The sequence below is a fragment of the Pseudomonas sp. B14(2022) genome (assembly GCF_012030485.1).
Lineage (GTDB): Bacteria > Pseudomonadota > Gammaproteobacteria > Pseudomonadales > Pseudomonadaceae > Aquipseudomonas.
The window spans coordinates 275,433-293,207 of record NZ_JAAUVM010000002.1 but is presented as its reverse complement, the minus strand read 5'-3'; the positions used below and the strand labels follow the sequence as shown (position 1 = coordinate 293,207).

The window sequence follows — 17,775 nt, the reverse complement described above, 5'->3', positions numbered from 1 at the left end:
GCTTCTCTTCATATTCAGGTGCTGATTGATATGGCGTTTGCACGTTGACCCAAGCGGGAAAAAATTTCGATCAGTACCCAGTACCCTAGCGCCAGGGTCAGGATCGACTCGAACGAGGCAAAAGTCTCTATCGCCATTTTCTGGACCTCGAATGTCAGGTCGGCCACAGTGATGATCGACAACAGCGCGGTTTTCTTGCAAACATTAATGATCATGTTTATCAAGGCAGGCGAAGCTGCGTTGAGGGCGCCGGGTAGGGTTACCCGACGTAAAATGGCGAATGACGTCATAGCCAGGCTGTGGGCGGCCTCGATCTGACCTTTGGGAACCGCGCTGAAACCACCGCGGAAAATTTCAGCGAAATAGGCGATCGCTATCCATCTGCACCCTAAGGGCATAAGCGGCAAGTAACTCTCCTGCAGCGCTAGGCTGCATGCCGCGCGCCGTACGCTCAAACAGCAGAGTGTCCAGGCTGGCTTCCAGTTTTGCGATCTGCCGACTAATGGCTGACGACGCTACATTTAGCCGTGAGGCCGCTTCGCTGATGGAACCGGATCTGACGACTTCTAGAAAATAACGGGCGGCGGGTTCTTGAAGGATTTTTTTAGAGCTCATCATAATCACTCAAAATGTTCTATCTCAATTTAGCATTGCCGATTCGGCACAGGCATATGAGATTGTTCAACTCGCTTGATGATTGAGCCAATTCGACCCCGAGTTTTCGTTGTCTTCGGAGTAACGCAAGACCTTGCCGATACCGATGCATTACAGCGGCGGACGTCGGTCGATGCGCGGGTACATGCGCAGGTTGTATTGGGAGTCGATCTTGTGAAAATAGACGATGCGGCCTTCGTCGAGAATGCCCAAATGCACAATCTCGCCAGTCAATTCGTTGATGCGCCGCATGCCGGTTTTCGCCTCGCGGAGGACGTCCACGTCGGGCAGGGCTGGTCTGCCCAGCCGAGCCAACGACCCTGGCATCCTGCACCATATAGCCGCGGGCACGATCTCAGGCTTCAGCCGGACCTTTGGCGGCGACCCACTCAATGCCGAGGTCTGTCCCGATTGAATCCATCCATCAGATTGTCGTGGACTATGTCATCGCCATCGGCGCTGATAGCTTCAGCGACGCCATGCATTGGTTGCGGTGCGACGAGGGCGTCGGCAGCCAATATGTGCGTGATTGACGCATCTGCAGGAGGCGCTCTCACGCCGCAGCTTTGACATCAGCCTCGATAGCTGATTTGCGGGTGCGTCAGCTCCAGCCGTGGCAGTGGGAGCAGCTGCTTTTTGGGCAGAGCAAAACGTGGGTCGCTGGCCTCTAAAATCAAGAGCGCCTTTCACATTCGGAGGAAAGGCAGTTGTGCTGAGATCTGATTAGCAAGGTTATCCACCATGCTGCCTTCGCAGAAGATCGATCTGATCTGAAGATACTAGCGTACGTAAGGTCTTGTAAAGCGCTCGTGTTTCCAGCAGGTTCCACACTCGCAACATGGTTTCCAGTGCATCCAGAGGTTTGCTGATGAAATCCTTGGCTCCCAGCGCCAGGGCGCGCAAGCGCGTGTCGCGCGTGGCGTCGGCGGTGAGCACGAGGATCGGCAGGTATTCACCGCCGGGGATGCGCCGGTTGAGTTGCTCCAATACTGCAAACCCGTCGAACTCCGGCATGTGCAAATCGAGAATGACCAGATCAGGCTCGAAGCTGTTGAATAGATCCAGAGTGCGCAAGGGCTGTGTACTGCTCAAGACGTTGGTCAAGCCTTCGCGCGCAAGCAACTGCTCCACCAGGTCCAGATTCGGACGTTGATCGTCGATGATCAAAATGCGCAGGTCAATGTTCACATGGGCTCCGGAAAGCATTTGTCGAGGTGGGCGAGAAACGCGGGTACGTTGATTGGTTTGGTCAATACGGCCGTCGCTCCGGCTTCTTGCAAGGCCTGACGGGTGAGGTCGCTGGCGTCGGCGGTAATCATCAATACCGGTGTATTTTGAGTGATCGCAGACCGGCGCAGGCGCTGCAGCACCTTCAGCCCGTCGAGGTCCGGCAGTGAAACATCCAGCAGAATCAGCTGTGGTGCATGCTGTGCGGCCAGGTCCAGCCCCAATTGGCCTTGCATGCTCGAAAGCAATTTTATCCCCGGCCTGCGCTGCAGCAACGTCTCGATCAGCGCCAGGCTGGATAGATTGTCTTCAATGCACAACACGTTGCCCTGAATGTCGGGGGCGACGATGTCAGGAGCTAGCGATAGGGTGTGGGCGACTGCTGCGGCGGCGCTGGGAGGTTCCAGCAAGCGCACGAATGGCAGCTCTATCGTGAATCGGGAGCCTGAGCCGTATTGGCTCTGCGCCGTCAAACTGCCCTTCATCATTTCCAGCAGGCTTTTACTTAGCGCCAGGCCAAGCCCACTACCTTCCACGCTCGGATCGGCGTTCAGTCGCTCAAATGGCTTGAACAGTTGACCCAAGTGATCCGCCGCAATGCCGTTGCCGGTATCGCAGACTGCCACAGTGATTCGCTGCTGCGTCACGTTGATCTCAATACTCACGTGTCCTTGAGGGCGGTTGTACTTGATGGCATTTGACAGCAGGTTCAGCAGCACTTGGGTCAGGCGCTGTCGATCAGCGACGATCCCGATGTCGGCGGCCAGCGTTGGCAGCGGCGTCAATTGAATGCCGGCATCGGTGGCCATGGGGGACACCAGCGACAGTGCTTCTTGCAGTGCGATGGCCAAGGCGATTGGCTCGATGTTCAACGGCAATCGTCCCGCTTCGATCTTGGCAATGTCCAGAACCTCGTTGATCAGCGTCAGCAGGTGTTGGCCTGCACGTAGAATGTGACCGACCTGCGCCGTTTGCCCAGCAGGCGAGTCCATGTCCAGCAGTTGTGCAAAGCCCAGAATAGAATTGAGTGGGGTACGCAGTTCGTGGCTCATGCGCGACAGGAACTCACTTTTGGCACGGCTGGCGCGTTCGGCTTCCTCGCGGGCTGTGCTCAAGGCAATTTCGGCCGCACGGCGGTCGGTAATGTCGCGTGTGATTTTCGAAAAGCCTCGCAAGGCGCCGGCGCCATCGTACTGCGCGGTAATCACAACACTGGCCCAGAAGCGCGTGCCGTCCTGGCGGCAGCGCCAGCCTTCTTCCATATAATGGCCATTGCGGGTGGCCTCGCTCAGTGCCATATCAGGGTGTTGTGGGCACTCTTGCGGCAGGTAGAACACCGAGAAGTGCTGGCCGATGATTTCCTGTTCGGTGTAGCCCTTGATCCGTTCGGCGCCGGCGTTCCAACTGGTGACGTGACCCGCTGTATCTAGGGCGAAAATCCCGTAGTCCTTCACCCCATCGATAATCAGCCGCAGGCGCTCCTCGTTTTCGCGCAACGCGCGTTCGCGCTCGGCCAGCAGGGCCCCGGCTTCTACCAGGCGCGTGCCCAGTTGACCAATCTCGTCTTTTTCCGGCGGCTGCGGCCGCAGGGGTTGGCCGAGGGCCAGACGCTGCGCATTGCCTTGGACGTTCTGCACCCGCGCAACAATGCCCTTGGACAGAAACAGCACCGCGACGATTGCACCAAATAGTCCGCAGATGGCGGCCAGCCAGGTGGACAGTAACAACCGTTGGCGAGTCTCTGATGCCGCGGCCGTACGCTCGGCCAGCAACGAGTCCTCGAGCGTGAGCATGGCGCTGATGTGTCGACGCAACTCATCAAGGATGTGTTTGTTGCTGACCAAGATGTTGGTAATCGACTCAGGGCTCGTCGCCGGGTCACCAAGCATGTCCTCCAGTCCATCGATTTTGTTGTTGATCAGCGGCCTGATTGCCGTCAGTTGCTCACGCACTCGCTGATCGCGCACGTTGCGGTCGAGCCGGCGCAGGGCTGATTCAATCTGGGGCTTGGCGTTCAAGTATCCAGGTAGGAAATCCTCACTGCGTGTCAACAGGTAACCGCGCACACTGGCGGCGGCTTCGGCGAGCAGGGTGTGCACGGCCTGTATGTCACCTTGTACCCGCAGTACCCTGCGTACGTCTTCTTCCGCGCGAGCGGTCTGTCGTTCGGTGTTGTAGATCAGCACCAGGGACAAAAGCAGCACCACCAGGGGCAGGGAAATCACCACCAGCGCCTTGCCGCGCAAGGGTAGGTCAGTCCAACGCCTGGCGTAGAACACGTTCATGATTGTGTCACCAGGCCTAATGCGATGCCACGGACCGCGGCTTGGGTTCGATCGGCCGCACCGAGCTTGCCGATGACCCGTTCAACGTGGGCCTTGGCCGTACCGGTGGTAATCCCCAGGTTTTCTCCGATTTTGCGGTTGCTCATGCCGTTCGCCACCAGTGCGAGCACTTGGCGCTCCCGTGGGGTGAGGTTTTCAGTCGGAACAGCGCCGCTGGCGTTGCGCTCGGTCATGCGTCGTAACAGTCGGGCACTGACTGCACTATTGAGGACCTCTTCACCGGCAGCTACCCGTTGCAACGCATCGATCACCTCGTCACGGCTGGCGTCTTTGAGCAGGTAACCCACCGCGCCGGCATTCATGGCCGCTTCCAGATGATCGGGGCTGTCGTCCATGGTGAAAACCACTACTTTGAGGGCTGGCAGACGCTGTTGCAGCAGACGTGCCGCTCCCAGGCCATTGAGAATCGGCATTCGAATATCGAGAATGACGATATCCGGCAGTAACTGCTCGCACAATTCAACCGCTTGCTGGCCATCGCGGGCCTGGCCGACCACATCGAATTGCGGATGGCCGGCCAGCAGGGCGACGAAACCGGTGCGCGTGACTTCATGATCGTCCGCCAGCACCAGACGCAAGATATGGCTCATTGAGAGGCTCCATCAAGGTCCGCAGGCACGCGGGCGTGCAGTTGCGTACCGCCGTCGATCGCGCTGACGCAGGTGAGGCGGCCGCCGAGCAGGCTGGCGCGTTCATGCATGGTGGCAAGGCCCAAATGCTGAGCATCATGGCCGTCGGGCATTTGGCCTGCACAGAAGCCTTTACCATTGTCTTCTACTTGCAGTGAGGCCAGGCCATTGTGCAGTTCCAGTGTCAGTCGGACGTGGCTGGCCTGTGCATGCTTGAGAATGTTGTTGATCGCCTCCTGGCCAATCCTGAACAAGGCGATTTCTACCTGGCTGGGCATCCGCGCCTCGCTGCGCCTGCTCCACTGTACGCTGACTCCGGCTTCGCGCAGGCGATCGGCTTCTTTGTCGAGCGCCTTGGATAAACCGAAATCATCCAGCACCGTTGGGCGTAGGCCTGCGATCAGCTGTCGACCTTCACCCACAGAGTGCTGGGCCAAGGTCAGAATCGCCTGCAAGTCCGCTGCCAGTGTGTCAGGCAGCGTCGGGCAGCGGCCAGCAAAACCTTGCAGGCGCTGATGCAATCCGGCCAGGGTTTGAGCCAGGCCATCATGAAGGTCGTAGGCTACGCGTTTGCGTTCGTCTTCCTGTGCGCGAAACAACCGATTGACCAAGTCCGACAGCGTGCGATCTCTCGCCATGAGCGTCTTCAATAGCCGATCATTCTCAAGGTGCGCGGCCAGCAGCGTGGCGAGCAACTGCAGTGATTCGCTGTCATCATCAGCCGGCGCGCGCAGGGACACGCTGTTGGCCAGGAGCAGAGCGCCAAAGGCAGCGCCGTCGCTGCCGCGCAACGGTACCTGCAACATACTGGGCAGGCCATCCGCTGCAAGCTCTTGCCAGCACGGCGCTTTCAAGCTGCGGTTGACGACAGCGGCCAGGTTGAGCAGCCGGGCAGGATGGCCATGCCGGGCGGTGGTACTGATGCCTCCCTCGTTGTCCCATTCCAGCAGCACCCCATAGTCCATCGCAAGGAAGGCGCATGCCCGCACCAGCACGCGTTCGCGCATGGCATCCGGAGTTAGTTGGGTCAACTCTTGGCCGGTATCGACCAAAAGCCGCAGACGCGCTGAACGGCTCTCCGATTGGCGATAGTGAGCGCGGATGGCCAAGGCACTACCGGGATCGTGGGGTGGGTTTTGCATGCTTCAGCTCCGGTGTTACAGGCCTGCGGGCGTAGGGGGCTTATTAAACCTTGCTGGACATGTCGAGCGCCATCTGCCAAATGGCATAGGCAAATGACGCCGGTTGGCCGATGTCGGGTGGCAGGCAAGTTGGCAAAGTGGGCTCAACGAACACCACTGGAGTATCGCAATGAAATTTAAAACTGCATCGATCGCCCTGATTTTCGCCTTGAGCGCACCGTTTGTTCAGGCTGCCGAGACGGCACCCTATGTCTACCGTGATACTGCGCAAGCGCCTGCGAATGTGAAAGACCGAGAGATTGCCGGTTTGTTTGACCGTTGGAACAGCACATTGCAGACCGGTAACGTACAAAAAGTGGTCGACTTGTATGCGCCGGGCGCCGTGTTGCAGCCAACCGTGTCCAACCAGGTACGCACTACGCCAGCGCAGATCAAAGACTACTTTGAACATTTCATGGCGCTCAAGCCTGTTGGGCAGATCAACTACCGCGAGATCCGCCAGTTGGGCAGCAACGTGGCCATGGACAGTGGTGTGTACACGTTCACCCTGACCGAGGCGGACGGTAAGATCCGTCACGTGCAGGCACGCTACACTTTCGTCTACGAGCAGGTCGGGGGGCAGTGGAAGATTCTCAACCATCACTCTTCGGCCATGCCGGAAGTACGGGTGAAACACGCCAAGCATTAAAGCTTTATAAAAGTGTCCACTACCCTCGCGGGGGTGGACATTGATTCACAAGAGTTCGAACACTTGCGGCAACCGTTCCGCCGCGACCGCAATGCGCAACGCTATTGCGCCGAAGAATAGGGTATGGAGTTCGGCATTTTCGACAACACCGTCGCGCGGTTTGACGGCCGGGGCAAACACGTTCTGTTGGTAGATCACGTCTAGCAGAACAGCGAACGGCTTTGGTTCTAGTTCAACGTGCGTGGTCTGCCCGTACCGAGCTCATGAACGCCTGCGTGGCCGACGACTGGATTCGATGCCGACGAGTGATCAAACCGTACGGTGGCAAGCGAGCTTCGAACTTGATCGGCAAAACAGCTAACAAGTCCCGACCGGGATAATCCTCAACCACCGAAACCGGCGTCACACCGAGCATGTCGGTTTTTTGGATCAATGAAAGCAAGGTCATGATTGATGTGGTTTCGACGATGCTGCTGGGGATGTCGACCCGGGCGTAGTGGAACACCTGATTGTGATTGCGTGCATCGGGCTCGGATGTTGTTGCAACACCCAGGAAATGCTCTGCAATTCGGCCCAACTCAGGTGCGTCGCTTTCGCCAAAGGATGCTGTGCCCCCGAAATCACGCACAAAGCCTCTTCGCCGAGGTTGTCGAAGAGCAATTCTTCGGCGCGGGCACCGGCTGGAATTGTCCCAGCACGATGTCCAACTGATCCTGCAGCAGCGCCTGCACGAGCACGTCGCTGGTGTCGACCTGAATGCTCATGGACAACCGTGGGTGGCTTTGTTTCAACGTGGCGATGGTGCGGGTCAGCAGGCCCGAAGCCAGCGCCGGGATAGCGCCGACTGCCACCCGGCCGATGTTGCCGGATTCGAGCGCCACCAGTTCTTCGCGCATACCGCTGAGTTCAGTGAAGACCACGCACGCGGAGTAAATGACGGTTTCTCCGAACCGGGTGGAGGTGTGCGAGGCGATGGCACACGGCGGACCGTATCCAGCGACGTCCGATTCGCGGGGGACGTCGGTGGGTTCGCTGGCCGTTGATCGCTTTCTGGCGTCGGTGTGTTTTCAGAATTATTCCGGATGCGTTGTTGCCTCAGGCATTGCAGAACACTAATCCGCTTGGGATTCGACGGTTAGCGGATGGAGAGATGAGTGACTAAGCCTGCTCATAAAGACGGGTTTGGGTTACGGAGGCTTAAAAGTCGTTTATGTCTTGAATGACAAGGTGCCGTTTGCTGTTTGCTGGAGAGCTTCCAACTACTCGTTTTCTGGAGGGAAGCGCCCACGCTTCGCCAGTATTCGCGAACTGGAACTCCGTTCCCGCGTTGTTGCTGCTTGACGAGTCTATCTCGGCACTGGACGGTGCTTGGGCCGAAATTCAATATTCCCAGTCGCTACGCCGTGACCCCGGACCCACGCCTGTCAAGGAGACTTCACTGCTCGGCAAAAAGACTGATATTTCAGATAGAATTCAGGATTTAAGCCTGAAGCTACTGAGTTCCGTTCACTCGCCATGCGACATCAGTGACGCCGTTCTTTTCAGCATGAGGCTTTGAAACCATCTTCATTGGTGAACGGTCTGGCTGCGGATTGGGGGCAATGCCTACATTGCAGTCGGTCCTGTGCCGCGCTTGTCGCACATTGCCGCCAGTTGACACGTTACCTCAAACCTATCGCTTGCTTAATGCGCCTGGACGATAGTGTCCAGGCGCTGGCGATAGATCACGTTGCGGTCATCGATTGCGTGTGAGGCCGGCACACCTGCTAATGGACTTTCAAACAGTTGGACATACAGTCGATCGCTTTGCTGTCAGGCCTGTCATCGATGAAAAAGCCATCTCGATTTGGCATTTTTATGGCGGCCAAGGTTGCTGCATCGACAGTCGCATTAGCGTCAAGCAGTTTGTTGACGTGCAAGACGTAACCGGTTACCGCGTACACTTGGTCATTGGTTAGCGACTGGGGAGACTGGAAAGGCATTGCCCTACGGATGTAGTCAAAGAGGGTCGTCGCATAAGGCCAATAACTGCCTACCGTCTTAAGTGGTTTGTCAGTGGTGAGGGACCCATACCTCCTGCCAATGCCGGGCCAATGCCGCCTTCGAGTTTTAGACCATGACAGGCGAGGCAGTTATTCATATAAACCTTTTCACCGTCCGCTACCGTGGCGCTTCCCGGTGGCAACGCTTTCCCGTCGGGTGCCACGTCGATGTTCCAACTGGCGATCTGTGCGTCCGTAGCGCTTGTGCCTAACCCGTACTTGGGTTGGGCGGCGACACAGGTTAATGTGCAGGCGCAAAACAATCCCAGCAGGAACGAACCCTTTTTAAGCCCGTCCATTGGTCACCTCCCCACTGCTGGACACGCGCCACGGTTGCACCGAGTTGTTGTGATAGAAAGAGACCTTGCCGCGTTCATCGATCAACTGTTCCAGCATCGGTTGCACATACCCGGTCTCGTCGATGGCGCGGCTCATGATCATCAACTCTTGGCCTTTCCATTCGAAAGGGGCCCTGAAGGCGGTCAGTGCCTTGGTCAGAATAGGCTCCTGTAACCTGGCTTGCGTCCAGTTGTCGCCGCCATCGATGGAAACGTCAACGCGGGTAATTTTGCCGTGTCCGCTCCAGGCGATGCCACGCATCTCATGCAGACCCTTGCGCGTCAGTTTCTGGGTGCCTGAGGGGTAGGTGACCAGCGATTTGCATTCCATAACAAAGGAAAACTTCCGGGCTTTGCCATCGGCCATCAAGTCGGTGTATTTGGCGGTTTCTTCCCGGCTGTAGGCGGGCGCGTCGGTGACGTGAAGTCGGCGCAGCCATTTGATGTGAGTATTGCCCTCGTAGCCGGGTACAAACAGGCGCAGCGGGTAGCCCTGTTCCGGCCTTAGGCGCTCGCCGTTCTGGCTGTAGACGACCATCACATCGTCTAGGCATTTCTCGATGGGAATGCTGCGAGTCATTGCCGCGCCGTCCGCCCCTTCGGCGATGATCCACTTGGCTTGCGGCTTCAGCCCGGTTTCATCCAGCAAAGTTTTCAGGGTAACACCCGTCCACTCAGCGCAACTCACCAGGCCGCTCACTTCGGCTGCGGTTTTACCCCAGGGTGGTAGAAACGATGGATTGCCCGAACACTCCATGAAGTGCACCCGTGACACGGCGGGGAATTGGCGTATCTCATCCACGGTAAAGATCAAGGCTGTTTCGGTGAGGCCATGGATCACCAACCGGTGTTCCGCCGGATCGATTTGCGGGACGCCCGCGTGGTGGCGCTCATAGAACAGGCCGTTCGGCGTAATGATGCCGTCCAGTTCTTGAAGTGGGGAGGTGCTGTAGGCGGACATCGTGTCCTTCAGGCCGGGATATAGATTCCTGACGGCTTTGGTTTCGAACGTTGAAGGTTTGCCGTAAGGGCTCGCCGTGGGAGCGCCAAGACTGCGGGTCCATTGCGGGACTTCAAGGGGCAGGTTCGAATCAAGAGGGACGCTATTGGTCGTCTCGGCGTTGATGAGGGCGCTATCACCCAGAGCAAAGGCGGCAGTGCCGATAACGGCCCCGCTTTTTATCAGGAAATCCCTGCGAGCCAACGATGTCCGAGGCGCGTCTTGCTTGGTGGGGACCATGGATTTTTTTGTCATTGTTTTTCCCTCTGGTTCTTTGTCGGGATGGACCCAACGGCAAGTCAGTAGACTGATCGGTCGGTCTGTAGCTAGCCTAGAACGAAAAACGCGCGTGGTCCAGTCACAAGGACAACCATCGGTGATGGGCCGTGAATGAGGAGGAGGTCGAAGGATGCGGCGCATTTGAAGCGCCGCTGATCATAGTCAAGCCAGGCGTGGCTCAACCTTCAGTCCGGGCAGGAGGGTGTCGCAAAAGAACGTCGCGATGGATTCCGGAGAGCGCGGGCCACCGGGCTTGATCCACAGATAGCTGTAGTGGTGGATGCCAAGAATAGCCTTCACCGACAACGAGTCAGATGTACGGAAGGTCCCCTCGCTCACGCCAGCCTTGAGGATTTGCGACCAGAGCTTTTCATATTGGCGGTGCAGGTCGAGTAACTCGGTCTGGCGCTCGCCAATGACGGAATACACTTCTCGAAAACACACCGTCATTTCGGCCAGGTGGGTGACAATCGTGCGCATCACGATGGCCGAGAATTGGCGAAATTTATCTTCTGCAGGCTGGTCGCTCTCGCACAGGGGCGTACCTTCTGCGATGAGCACCCGCAAATACCGGCTGGTGATTTCGAACAGTAACTCTTCCTTGCTGCCAATGTGGTAATACAGCGCGCCTCGAGCCAGGCCAGTGGCTTTTTCCAACTCAGCCATGCCGGTCGCGTGAAACCCGCGCGTCGAGAACAGCTGCGCAGCGATCTTCAGTATCCGCTCTTTAGTGCTTGTTTCAGCAGGTTCGGCAGCGACGACGGCGTTCTTTTTTCCCATGGGTCAATTCCAAGCGGTTGAGCGTCAATCATACCCATGCGTACGCGTTGAAGGATACAGACGGGAGAAGCTCATCCCATAGTCGCAGGAAGATAGCTGTATTGACCGATCGGTACAGAGGCGTTTAACGTGTTTTTAAGGGCGCGGTGGCGTCAAGAGTTCTGAGAGCCTGCCTAGGCATTGGGATCGACCATGACAATAAGCAACCCCGTAACGAAGGCTTCCAGCTCTTCAGCCTCGGCAACATTGATCGCGATGATCTGTTTCGCCATGCTCGCCTTTGCCGCGAACTCCTTGCTGTGCCGCCTGGCGCTTAAGCACACCGACATTGATGCTGCGAGTTTCAGCGTTGTCCGACTGGCCAGCGGGGCCTTGGTGTTATGGCTCATGTGTGCCTTGAGGCGGACCTCAACCATAGGCAAAGGCAGTTGGCAGGGGGCCGCTGCCTTGTTCGTTTACGTCTTCGCTTTTTCCTTCGCGTACCGTCATTTGGAGACCGGGACGGGGGCATTGCTGCTGTTTGGCGCGGTTCAGCTGAGCATGGTTCTGTACGGCATGTTCAAAGGCGAGCGGATGCACACGCGGGCAATCGTTGGGTTTGTATTGGCAATTGCTGGCTTGGTCTGTCTGCTGCTTCCAGGCGCAGCCGCCCCTGACCCCGTTAGCGCACTCACGATGCTGTTATCGGGGGTGGCATGGGGGATCTATTCACTGCTTGGCAAAACTGTCGCCGATCCGCTGGCAACCACAGCCGGCAATTTCCTGCGCTCGATTCCCCTGGTCTTGATTGCAAGTTTGCCGTTTCTCTCAGCGCTGCGTTGGGATCTGCTGGGGATATTTTATGCGGTTCTTTCCGGCGCGCTGGCGTCGGGCGTGGGCTACGCGGTCTGGTACGTCGCGGTGCGTAATCTTGCAGCGCTTCAAGCCGCGACGGTGCAATTGAGCGTGCCCATCCTGGCTTCGCTGGCTGGTATCATTTTTCTGGGGGAAAGCCTAAGCGTAAGGATGGTGTTGGCATCCGTCGCTGTGCTGGGGGGGATTGCGTTGGTGCTGAGCGGCAAACAGCACGGCTAGTTGTCACCGGATGACGATGCTGAGGAAAATCACTGCTGCTTTTAACCTGATGAGTAGTTGTTCGATTGGCTATGGGCCGAGCTCATGAGGTTGGATCATTCTCTTGGCCCTTGATGCCCTTCAAAGACAAGTCCAGAATTAAGCCTTTTCCTGCTTTGGCAAGAAAAGAAATTCTTTAGATTTAAATGGGGCGGTAACAAGCGATATGATTAATGGGGGCGGGATCGGAAAGCGCTAAGGCTTCTCAGCAGCCAGAAAACCCCAACGCCGCTCAGTATTTTGGTACCAAGGCAGTACTGCGGGACTAGCCAATCGCTTAACCAGGGCGTATTACCGCCCTGGCGCTTCAAAAGAGTGGCAGTCAAGCAGAGATTTCGGCTAGCCACTGATCCACCGTGCGAGGTGTTAAGGCCAATTGAAGTTGAGCGCTGGTATTACCTGTAATGGCATTCGCAGAAGCATTTGCTTGAGCTACATAGGCGGCAACAACTCCAGCTGCAGCATCTGCTCCGAACAGGGGCGCAATCATGTCGCCGAAGGCCTGCGGCTCCACGCTGCTGAACGCTACCGGACGTTTCAGGTACCGTTCGAAGCCTTCAGCGAGCTGTTCTCCAGTGATCGCTGGCGATTGACCTACACCGACCAAGCCTGTAACCGTGGTGTCGGTGAACAGTTTTTCCGCGACCTCAGCAACATCCAGATGTGAACACCAGGACACAGGGTAGTCCGCTCGGATGGGGTATCGAAGAACGCCTTCTGATTTAACAGCATCCAAGACGAGAGGATTGAGTAGATTCTCAAAAAATAATCGTGGCGCCACTACTGCAAATGACACACCTGATTCTTGTACACCTCGAATCAGTTCCGCGATAGCACTGCTCGGTGGATTTTGTAGCGGGGAGGCAGGGTTATCCACTACCCAGCCACTGGTTGAGATGATTACTCTGTCAGGCTTAGTTTGTTTGATCGCTTCTGCAATATTTTGTGCATGAATGAAGCGTTCTGCCTCAGCCGCTACAGGCAGATGAATGAAAACACCCTTGGCCTCTTTGTAAGCCACAATTAGCGAGGCTACCGATGTATTGTCAACCTTAACGCAAGGCATACCTTTGACAGAGTCCGTGTTGCGAGCAGCAGCTATCGCATTATGGCCGGAATGAATCAGGCGTTTTAGAAGCGGGGCACCTTGTGCTCCGTTGGCGCCATGGACAATATAGCGACTCATTTACTTACCTCGTTGCGATTTGATAGCGAGAAACCAAGATCTATTACCACGGTTGGTTACGTCAAATGCACTATTGGAAGATTCTTTAGCATGAAGCAAAAAAATAGTCCTTGCTGTGGTGTCGCTCGTTTTCTTGCCCTGCTTGAGGGGCCATGGGCCACCTTGATCGTGAGAGAGTTACTGGGCGGACCATTGCGTTTTACCCAACTAAAACAAGCTTTGCCGGGTATTAGCGCTCATACATTGACGCACCGTTTAAAAGGCTTCGAACGCCACAAATTAGTTACACGTACTGCATACGCAGAAACGCCTCCTCGGGTCATGTATGAGCTCACTCCTCTGGGGCAAGAGTTACGTGACGTGTTAGAGGCAATGCGCAGGTGGGGGGACTTGGTTCCGGATGAAATTTCTCTCGAAAATGATCCTGAGCACGCGCCTGCTGATACTGAGACGGCGATACCAAGGCGGTCGCTGAAGAGGTGATAGGCAAATATAGTGGCCGTCGTGACTTCTTTGGATCTCAGCGTTTGCTCTGCCCCTTAAACTGTTCGCGAACAGGGCTCGGCCTAAACGCTATCGTTGTTCATGTATAATCCGGTTGGCCGGATTCACTCATTATTCAAAATATGGGGCGGTGTAAGTGCCACTATGGCTAGGTCCTAGCGCACCAGGGCATTTGTCAATATCTACACCCAGAATCCCTTTTTGGACGAGCTCAGGTGGGGTTCTCCTGCAGATCCGTATATCTGTCTTGTGGAGGCGGAGGCCGGACAGCCTTAGCAATACGTCAAGGCAAAAGTCTAGGGCTTGTCTGAAGAGCCGGCCCACAAACATCTTTCGATGCAGGCCAGTGTGACCATGACCTTAACGCTGCTGGCCAGTTCGGCGTAGCGCGTACAGATCCGACGTTCTTCCTTGAGCAAACTGAACAATTGCTCAATAGCGTTACGTTTTTTGTACTGAGGCCCCTCACACAGCCGAGGTATGCCTGGACCGGGTTTATTATGCATCTTGCGCTGAGGAATCACCGACTGCATGCCGTAGCGGGCATTGCCAAATATCGAGGTGGGCGTACGCATGGCGATCCACCCCGTGCGCTGCTTGGCTTGCCGCGCATCCTGTCTACCGCCGAAGATGCCCAGTGGTTGCTGGACGCTGCCCCCAGCGCCGCCAATGGCCTGACGTTCTGCACCGGCTCTTATGGCGTGCGTGAAGACAATGACCTGGTGGCGATGGCCAAGCACTTCGCGCCGTTCATCTACTTCACACACCTGCGCTCAACCCGCCGTGAGGCCGACCCGCGCAGCTTCCACGAAGCTCATCATCTGGGGGGCGATGTCGACATGGTCGGGGTCATTGGTGCCCTGGTGGCGGAAGAGCGCAGGCGGGAACGTGAAGGGGCCCCACGCTTGCCGTTGCGTCCTGACCATGGGCAATCAACTGCTCGACGACCAGCACCGTAAAAGCAACCCGGGCTATTCGCTGATCGGTGGCCTCAAGGGGCTGGCAGAGATTCGCGGCGTCGAGTTGGCCATGCGGCAACAGTTGAACTGATCGCTCAGGCCTGAACGGGCGGTAAGCGCGAGCGTTTACTGCCCGTCCTACCGGGCGGCGATGATTTTTTCCGGCTCCAATGCCGGTACGTTGATTGGCTTGGTCAATACGGCCGTCGCTCCGGCTTCTTGCAAGGCCAGGCGAGTGAGGTCGCTGGCGTCGACGGTAATCATAAACACGGGCCTATTTTGAGTGATCGCAGATCGGCAGAGGCGCCTCAAGAACGCCGGCATATCGGAGCTCTCGCCACGAACGTAAAAAGGTCGAAATGTTGTTTGTCCACTTCAAGCGCATCCTGAAATTGGATCGTATGCCGCTACGAGGCATGAGTGGCGCGACGGGTGAATTCACGCTGGCAGGTGCGGCGCAGAACCTGCGACGGCAGGTCGACAACCGTAATCTCTCGGCACTGTTCGGCTACCGCCTGGGTGGGCATCGTTTCAGCTTGGGTCACATGCATTCCACGGGGGACACGGCGACGCCGTACATATCCGGGACCGAATTGATGGGCATGAGCGAACTGACCATGAGTTCGGACTTTCTCAATGCCAAGGAACGCACCTGGCAAGCGATCTACGACTACGACTTCGCGGCGGCCGGCGTGCCAGGCTTCAAGAGCCGGTTGCGTTATGTACGCGGCGACAATATCGAGCTGGTGGCCTTCAATGCCAAAGATCGCAAGGAACGCGAGTTCCAGATGGAGCTGGCGGCGCAGCCTTTCGCGATGAAAACCAGACCCGCTTCCTGGTGCTCTACACCTTGCCGATCTGGTAAGCGCCGCTCTATGAGCGGCTGTCAGTCCTGATACACCTTCTTCAGCAAGCGCAGCAGTTCTTCACGTTCCCGACCGTCCAAGGCGGCAGTGGAGTCGAGGTCGCTCTGTGCGGCGATTTCCTTGAGCTTCTTGAGTAGGGTCTCGCCGGTCTTGCTGAGGAAGATCCCATAAGAGCGCTTGTCCGGCTTGCAGCGCACCCGTACCGCCAGGGCGCGGCTTTCCAGCTTGTTCAGCAACGGCACCACCTGGGGTGGCTCGATGGCCAGGGCCCGGGCCAGATCGGCCTGCATCAGGCCGGGGTTCTGGTCGATGATCGCCAGGGCCGAGAATTGCGCAGGGCGCAGGTCGTGGGCCGAGAGCCGACCGATCAGGTTCTGGAACAGCTTGAGCTGGGCGCGACGCATGGCATAACCGATCAGCTCGTCCAGGGCCGAATCCAGCGGCGCCTGCACCTCGCTGCCCTCGGAAAGCACCTCACTCACGTCGGCGATGTTGGACGGCTTGGCCATTGAAAGTGGAGTCCTTGCGCAAATGAAGTTAAGAAAGCTATCTAGTTTGCCGAGGTTATCGGCCGATGGCTACCATCACCTCCCGGCCGTGTCTAATCTCTAGGGTGGCGAGGGGCTCAAATGCTCGGCTTCCACGGTCGAGCGTCTATCGATACGCGCCATGGTATAGGCACACACCCCAAGTACTGCAGGGCATAGGGCTAAAATCGCGAAGCTCTTCACCACGGGCATGCCGCTGTTGAGCACATAGGCGCCGAGTAATGGTCCGCACACCGAACCGATCTTGCCCATCGAGGCCGCCCACCCCGCGCCGTTGCCGCGAATGGCGCTGGGATAGAAAATCCCGGCGATGCTGGTGATGCCATAGTGGCTGCCCTTGACAAAAATCGCCCCGATCAGGCTCAGCACAATGAAGGCGTTGCCCTGTAGGTCGCCGATACCCAGGGCCAGCAGGAAGGGGAGCGACAATAGCGGATAGATCATCACCGCATAAGGCCCCCGGGTGTCGACAACGCGCATCAGTATCAGCCCGGCCATGGCTCCACTGAACGAGGCGAAGGAGCTCACCCAGGAGGCGGTCGCCCGGTCGAAGCCCGCATACTGGTAAACCAGCGGGCTCCACGACGCGAGAAAGTACATGGCCATGGAACTGGCGCCGAAGCCGATCCAGATCATGGGGGTGATCCATTTGAGTTTGCCGATGAACAGCTGTCCGACGCGAAATGGCTGGTCGCCGATATCGATTTCATCGGCAAGAAAGTACCGGTCCCCGGGGCGTATCTCTATGCCCGGATCCAGACGCTTGAGGATCCGCTCCACGGCTTCTGGATGCTTGTGCTTGCTGACCAGAAACCGTACCGATTCCGGCAGGGTGAAAAACAACAGCACGCTGGAGAGCAAGGTCGCGATGCCGCCCAGGGCGAACACGCTGGCCCAGCCATAGTGAGGCGCGATCCATACGGTCAAGGGGCCGGCGACGGCGCCGCCGAGGCTGAAACCGACCATGATGATAGTGATCACGCTTGCGCGGTAGCGCTTGGGCACAAACTCGATATTCAAGGCCCAGCACAGCGGCAGCATGGCACCCAGGGCGAAGCCGTTGAGAAATCGCAACACCAGCAACGAGGTGTAGCTGTCGGCGAGGGTAAACAGCAAGGTCATCAGGCCGAAGGCGGCGGTGGACAGGATGATGGTCGGACGGCGGCCGATCCGGTCACCGAGGTAACCGAAAAAGAATCCACCCAACATCATGCCGAACAAGCCAATTGAAAAAATATTGCCCAGCTGCAACTTGCTCAGTCCGATCTCGTCGGCCATATAGGCGGCGGTATGGGACAGCATCAGCAGGTCAAACCCGTCGAGAAAGGTGATCAGCACGGACACGCAGATGATCACGTAGTTGAAGCTCGACAGTTTGCGCCCCTCTATCAAGGCGGCGACATCGATGGCGCGTGACGCAATCATGGGTATTCTCCACACAATAAGAGGTAAGCGGACAGGTCCCGGCGTGCCGG

20 protein-coding genes and 6 pseudogenes are annotated in these 17,775 nt (G+C 57.3%); 8 read left to right on the top strand and 18 right to left on the bottom strand.

What is annotated here, in order from left to right:
* Positions 1-14: 14 nt before the first annotated feature.
* From HCF10_RS04805 to HCF10_RS04795, 3 genes and pseudogenes are all read right to left on the bottom strand, one after another.
* Complete coding sequence (locus HCF10_RS04805) at positions 15-398, bottom strand: ABC transporter permease subunit (protein ID WP_057400998.1); 384 nt, start codon at positions 396-398, stop codon at positions 15-17.
* Positions 364-615 (bottom strand): annotated as a pseudogene (locus HCF10_RS04800) (LysR family transcriptional regulator); the annotation flags it as partial. The pseudogene HCF10_RS04800 and the gene HCF10_RS04805, both read right to left, overlap by 35 nt.
* Before the next feature lie 150 nt (positions 616-765).
* Positions 766-906 (bottom strand): IclR family transcriptional regulator domain-containing protein, encoded by a 141-nt coding sequence (locus HCF10_RS04795; RefSeq protein ID WP_177411553.1) that lies wholly within the window; start codon positions 904-906, stop codon positions 766-768.
* 140 nt (positions 907-1,046) lie between these two features.
* On the opposite strand from HCF10_RS04795, the gene HCF10_RS04790 reads away from it, so the two are divergent.
* The gene (locus HCF10_RS04790; RefSeq protein ID WP_158682919.1) at positions 1,047-1,187 is read left to right on the top strand and encodes a hypothetical protein; all 141 of its coding nucleotides are present in this window, start codon (positions 1,047-1,049) and stop codon (positions 1,185-1,187) included.
* Between the two features lie 199 nt (positions 1,188-1,386).
* On the opposite strand, the gene HCF10_RS04785 is transcribed toward HCF10_RS04790, so the two are convergent.
* The 4 genes from HCF10_RS04785 to HCF10_RS04770 are packed head-to-tail and all read right to left on the bottom strand — an operon-like array spanning position 1,387 to position 5,997.
* Positions 1,387-1,842: a response regulator gene (locus HCF10_RS04785; protein WP_029291019.1), complete on the bottom strand. Its 456-nt coding sequence runs from the start codon at positions 1,840-1,842 to the stop codon at positions 1,387-1,389.
* Positions 1,839-4,166: an ATP-binding protein gene (locus HCF10_RS04780; protein WP_029291021.1), complete on the bottom strand. Its 2,328-nt coding sequence runs from the start codon at positions 4,164-4,166 to the stop codon at positions 1,839-1,841. Before HCF10_RS04780 ends, HCF10_RS04785 begins: the two co-directional genes overlap by 4 nt.
* Positions 4,163-4,816, bottom strand: coding sequence for a response regulator (locus HCF10_RS04775; protein ID WP_029291023.1), 654 nt, complete (start codon positions 4,814-4,816; stop codon positions 4,163-4,165). Before HCF10_RS04775 ends, HCF10_RS04780 begins: the two co-directional genes overlap by 4 nt.
* Positions 4,813-5,997, bottom strand: a complete 1,185-nt coding sequence (locus HCF10_RS04770) for a sensor histidine kinase (protein ID WP_029291025.1) — start codon at positions 5,995-5,997, stop codon at positions 4,813-4,815. The genes HCF10_RS04775 and HCF10_RS04770 overlap by 4 nt, the downstream gene beginning before the upstream one ends.
* A gap of 169 nt (positions 5,998-6,166) precedes the next feature.
* On the opposite strand from HCF10_RS04770, the gene HCF10_RS04765 reads away from it, so the two are divergent.
* On the top strand, positions 6,167-6,685 hold the full coding sequence (locus HCF10_RS04765; protein ID WP_029291027.1) for an SgcJ/EcaC family oxidoreductase: 519 nt from the start codon (positions 6,167-6,169) through the stop codon (positions 6,683-6,685).
* A gap of 232 nt (positions 6,686-6,917) precedes the next feature.
* Here the strand turns inward: HCF10_RS04765 and HCF10_RS04760 are convergent.
* Positions 6,918-7,644: pseudogene (locus HCF10_RS04760) on the bottom strand (LysR substrate-binding domain-containing protein); the annotation flags it as partial.
* Here HCF10_RS04760 and HCF10_RS31170 point away from each other — a divergent pair.
* A pseudogene (locus HCF10_RS31170) lies at positions 7,631-7,847 on the top strand (aldehyde dehydrogenase (NADP(+))); the annotation flags it as partial. The pseudogenes HCF10_RS04760 and HCF10_RS31170 overlap by 14 nt on opposite strands.
* Before the next feature lie 330 nt (positions 7,848-8,177).
* Here HCF10_RS31170 and HCF10_RS31780 read toward each other — a convergent pair.
* From HCF10_RS31780 to HCF10_RS31160, 5 genes are all read right to left on the bottom strand, one after another.
* Entirely contained in the window at positions 8,178-8,327 is a 150-nt protein-coding gene (locus tag HCF10_RS31780) for a DUF6555 family protein (protein WP_317617121.1), read from the bottom strand.
* A 390-nt stretch (positions 8,328-8,717) separates the two neighbouring features.
* Complete coding sequence (locus HCF10_RS31890) at positions 8,718-8,825, bottom strand: c-type cytochrome (protein ID WP_237683056.1); 108 nt, start codon at positions 8,823-8,825, stop codon at positions 8,718-8,720.
* 187 nt (positions 8,826-9,012) lie between these two features.
* Positions 9,013-10,320: a sulfite dehydrogenase gene (soxC, locus tag HCF10_RS04745; protein WP_223271406.1), complete on the bottom strand. Its 1,308-nt coding sequence runs from the start codon at positions 10,318-10,320 to the stop codon at positions 9,013-9,015.
* 186 nt (positions 10,321-10,506) lie between these two features.
* A complete protein-coding gene (locus HCF10_RS04740) occupies positions 10,507-11,124 on the bottom strand; it encodes a TetR/AcrR family transcriptional regulator (protein ID WP_050492684.1) in 618 nt (205 codons plus the stop codon).
* Positions 11,125-11,297: 173 nt separating this feature from the next.
* Positions 11,298-11,513: a hypothetical protein gene (locus tag HCF10_RS31160; RefSeq protein WP_223271429.1), complete on the bottom strand. Its 216-nt coding sequence runs from the start codon at positions 11,511-11,513 to the stop codon at positions 11,298-11,300.
* On the opposite strand from HCF10_RS31160, the gene HCF10_RS04735 reads away from it, so the two are divergent.
* Complete coding sequence (locus HCF10_RS04735) at positions 11,419-12,198, top strand: DMT family transporter (RefSeq protein WP_223271424.1); 780 nt, start codon at positions 11,419-11,421, stop codon at positions 12,196-12,198. The two genes, HCF10_RS31160 and HCF10_RS04735, sit on opposite strands and share 95 nt — an antisense overlap.
* Positions 12,199-12,559: 361 nt before the next feature.
* Here the strand turns inward: HCF10_RS04735 and HCF10_RS04730 are convergent, their stop codons facing one another.
* Positions 12,560-13,423 carry an SDR family oxidoreductase gene (locus HCF10_RS04730; protein WP_081041713.1) on the bottom strand — a complete coding sequence of 288 codons (864 nt, stop codon included), beginning with the start codon at positions 13,421-13,423 and terminating at the stop codon, positions 12,560-12,562.
* Here HCF10_RS04730 and HCF10_RS31885 point away from each other — a divergent pair.
* Positions 13,403-13,906, top strand: coding sequence for a winged helix-turn-helix transcriptional regulator (locus HCF10_RS31885; RefSeq protein WP_371923361.1), 504 nt, complete (start codon positions 13,403-13,405; stop codon positions 13,904-13,906). The genes HCF10_RS04730 and HCF10_RS31885 overlap by 21 nt on opposite strands.
* A gap of 317 nt (positions 13,907-14,223) precedes the next feature.
* Here HCF10_RS31885 and HCF10_RS04720 read toward each other — a convergent pair whose 3' ends face one another.
* Positions 14,224-14,502, bottom strand: coding sequence for a transposase (locus HCF10_RS04720; RefSeq protein WP_081041715.1), 279 nt, complete (start codon positions 14,500-14,502; stop codon positions 14,224-14,226).
* On the opposite strand from HCF10_RS04720, the pseudogene uxuA reads away from it, so the two are divergent.
* Positions 14,440-14,977: pseudogene (gene uxuA / locus HCF10_RS04715) on the top strand (mannonate dehydratase); the annotation flags it as partial. The gene HCF10_RS04720 and the pseudogene uxuA overlap by 63 nt on opposite strands.
* A 47-nt stretch (positions 14,978-15,024) precedes the next feature.
* Here uxuA and HCF10_RS31650 read toward each other — a convergent pair.
* Positions 15,025-15,150, bottom strand: a complete 126-nt coding sequence (locus tag HCF10_RS31650; RefSeq protein ID WP_256588045.1) for a hypothetical protein — start codon at positions 15,148-15,150, stop codon at positions 15,025-15,027.
* A 59-nt stretch (positions 15,151-15,209) separates the two neighbouring features.
* Between HCF10_RS31650 and HCF10_RS04710 the strand changes: the two are divergent.
* Together HCF10_RS04710 and HCF10_RS04705 are read left to right on the top strand one after the other, a co-directional pair.
* A pseudogene (locus HCF10_RS04710) lies at positions 15,210-15,359 on the top strand (IS5/IS1182 family transposase); the annotation flags it as partial.
* A pseudogene (locus tag HCF10_RS04705) lies at positions 15,360-15,751 on the top strand (OprD family outer membrane porin); the annotation flags it as partial.
* 21 nt (positions 15,752-15,772) lie between these two features.
* On the opposite strand, the gene HCF10_RS04700 reads toward HCF10_RS04705, so the two are convergent.
* Positions 15,773-16,261 (bottom strand): MarR family winged helix-turn-helix transcriptional regulator, encoded by a 489-nt coding sequence (locus HCF10_RS04700; RefSeq protein WP_029291044.1) that lies wholly within the window; start codon positions 16,259-16,261, stop codon positions 15,773-15,775.
* Between the two features lie 99 nt (positions 16,262-16,360).
* Positions 16,361-17,725, bottom strand: a complete 1,365-nt coding sequence (locus HCF10_RS04695) for an MFS transporter (RefSeq protein ID WP_029291047.1) — start codon at positions 17,723-17,725, stop codon at positions 16,361-16,363.
* Between the last annotated feature and the right edge of the window lie 50 nt (positions 17,726-17,775).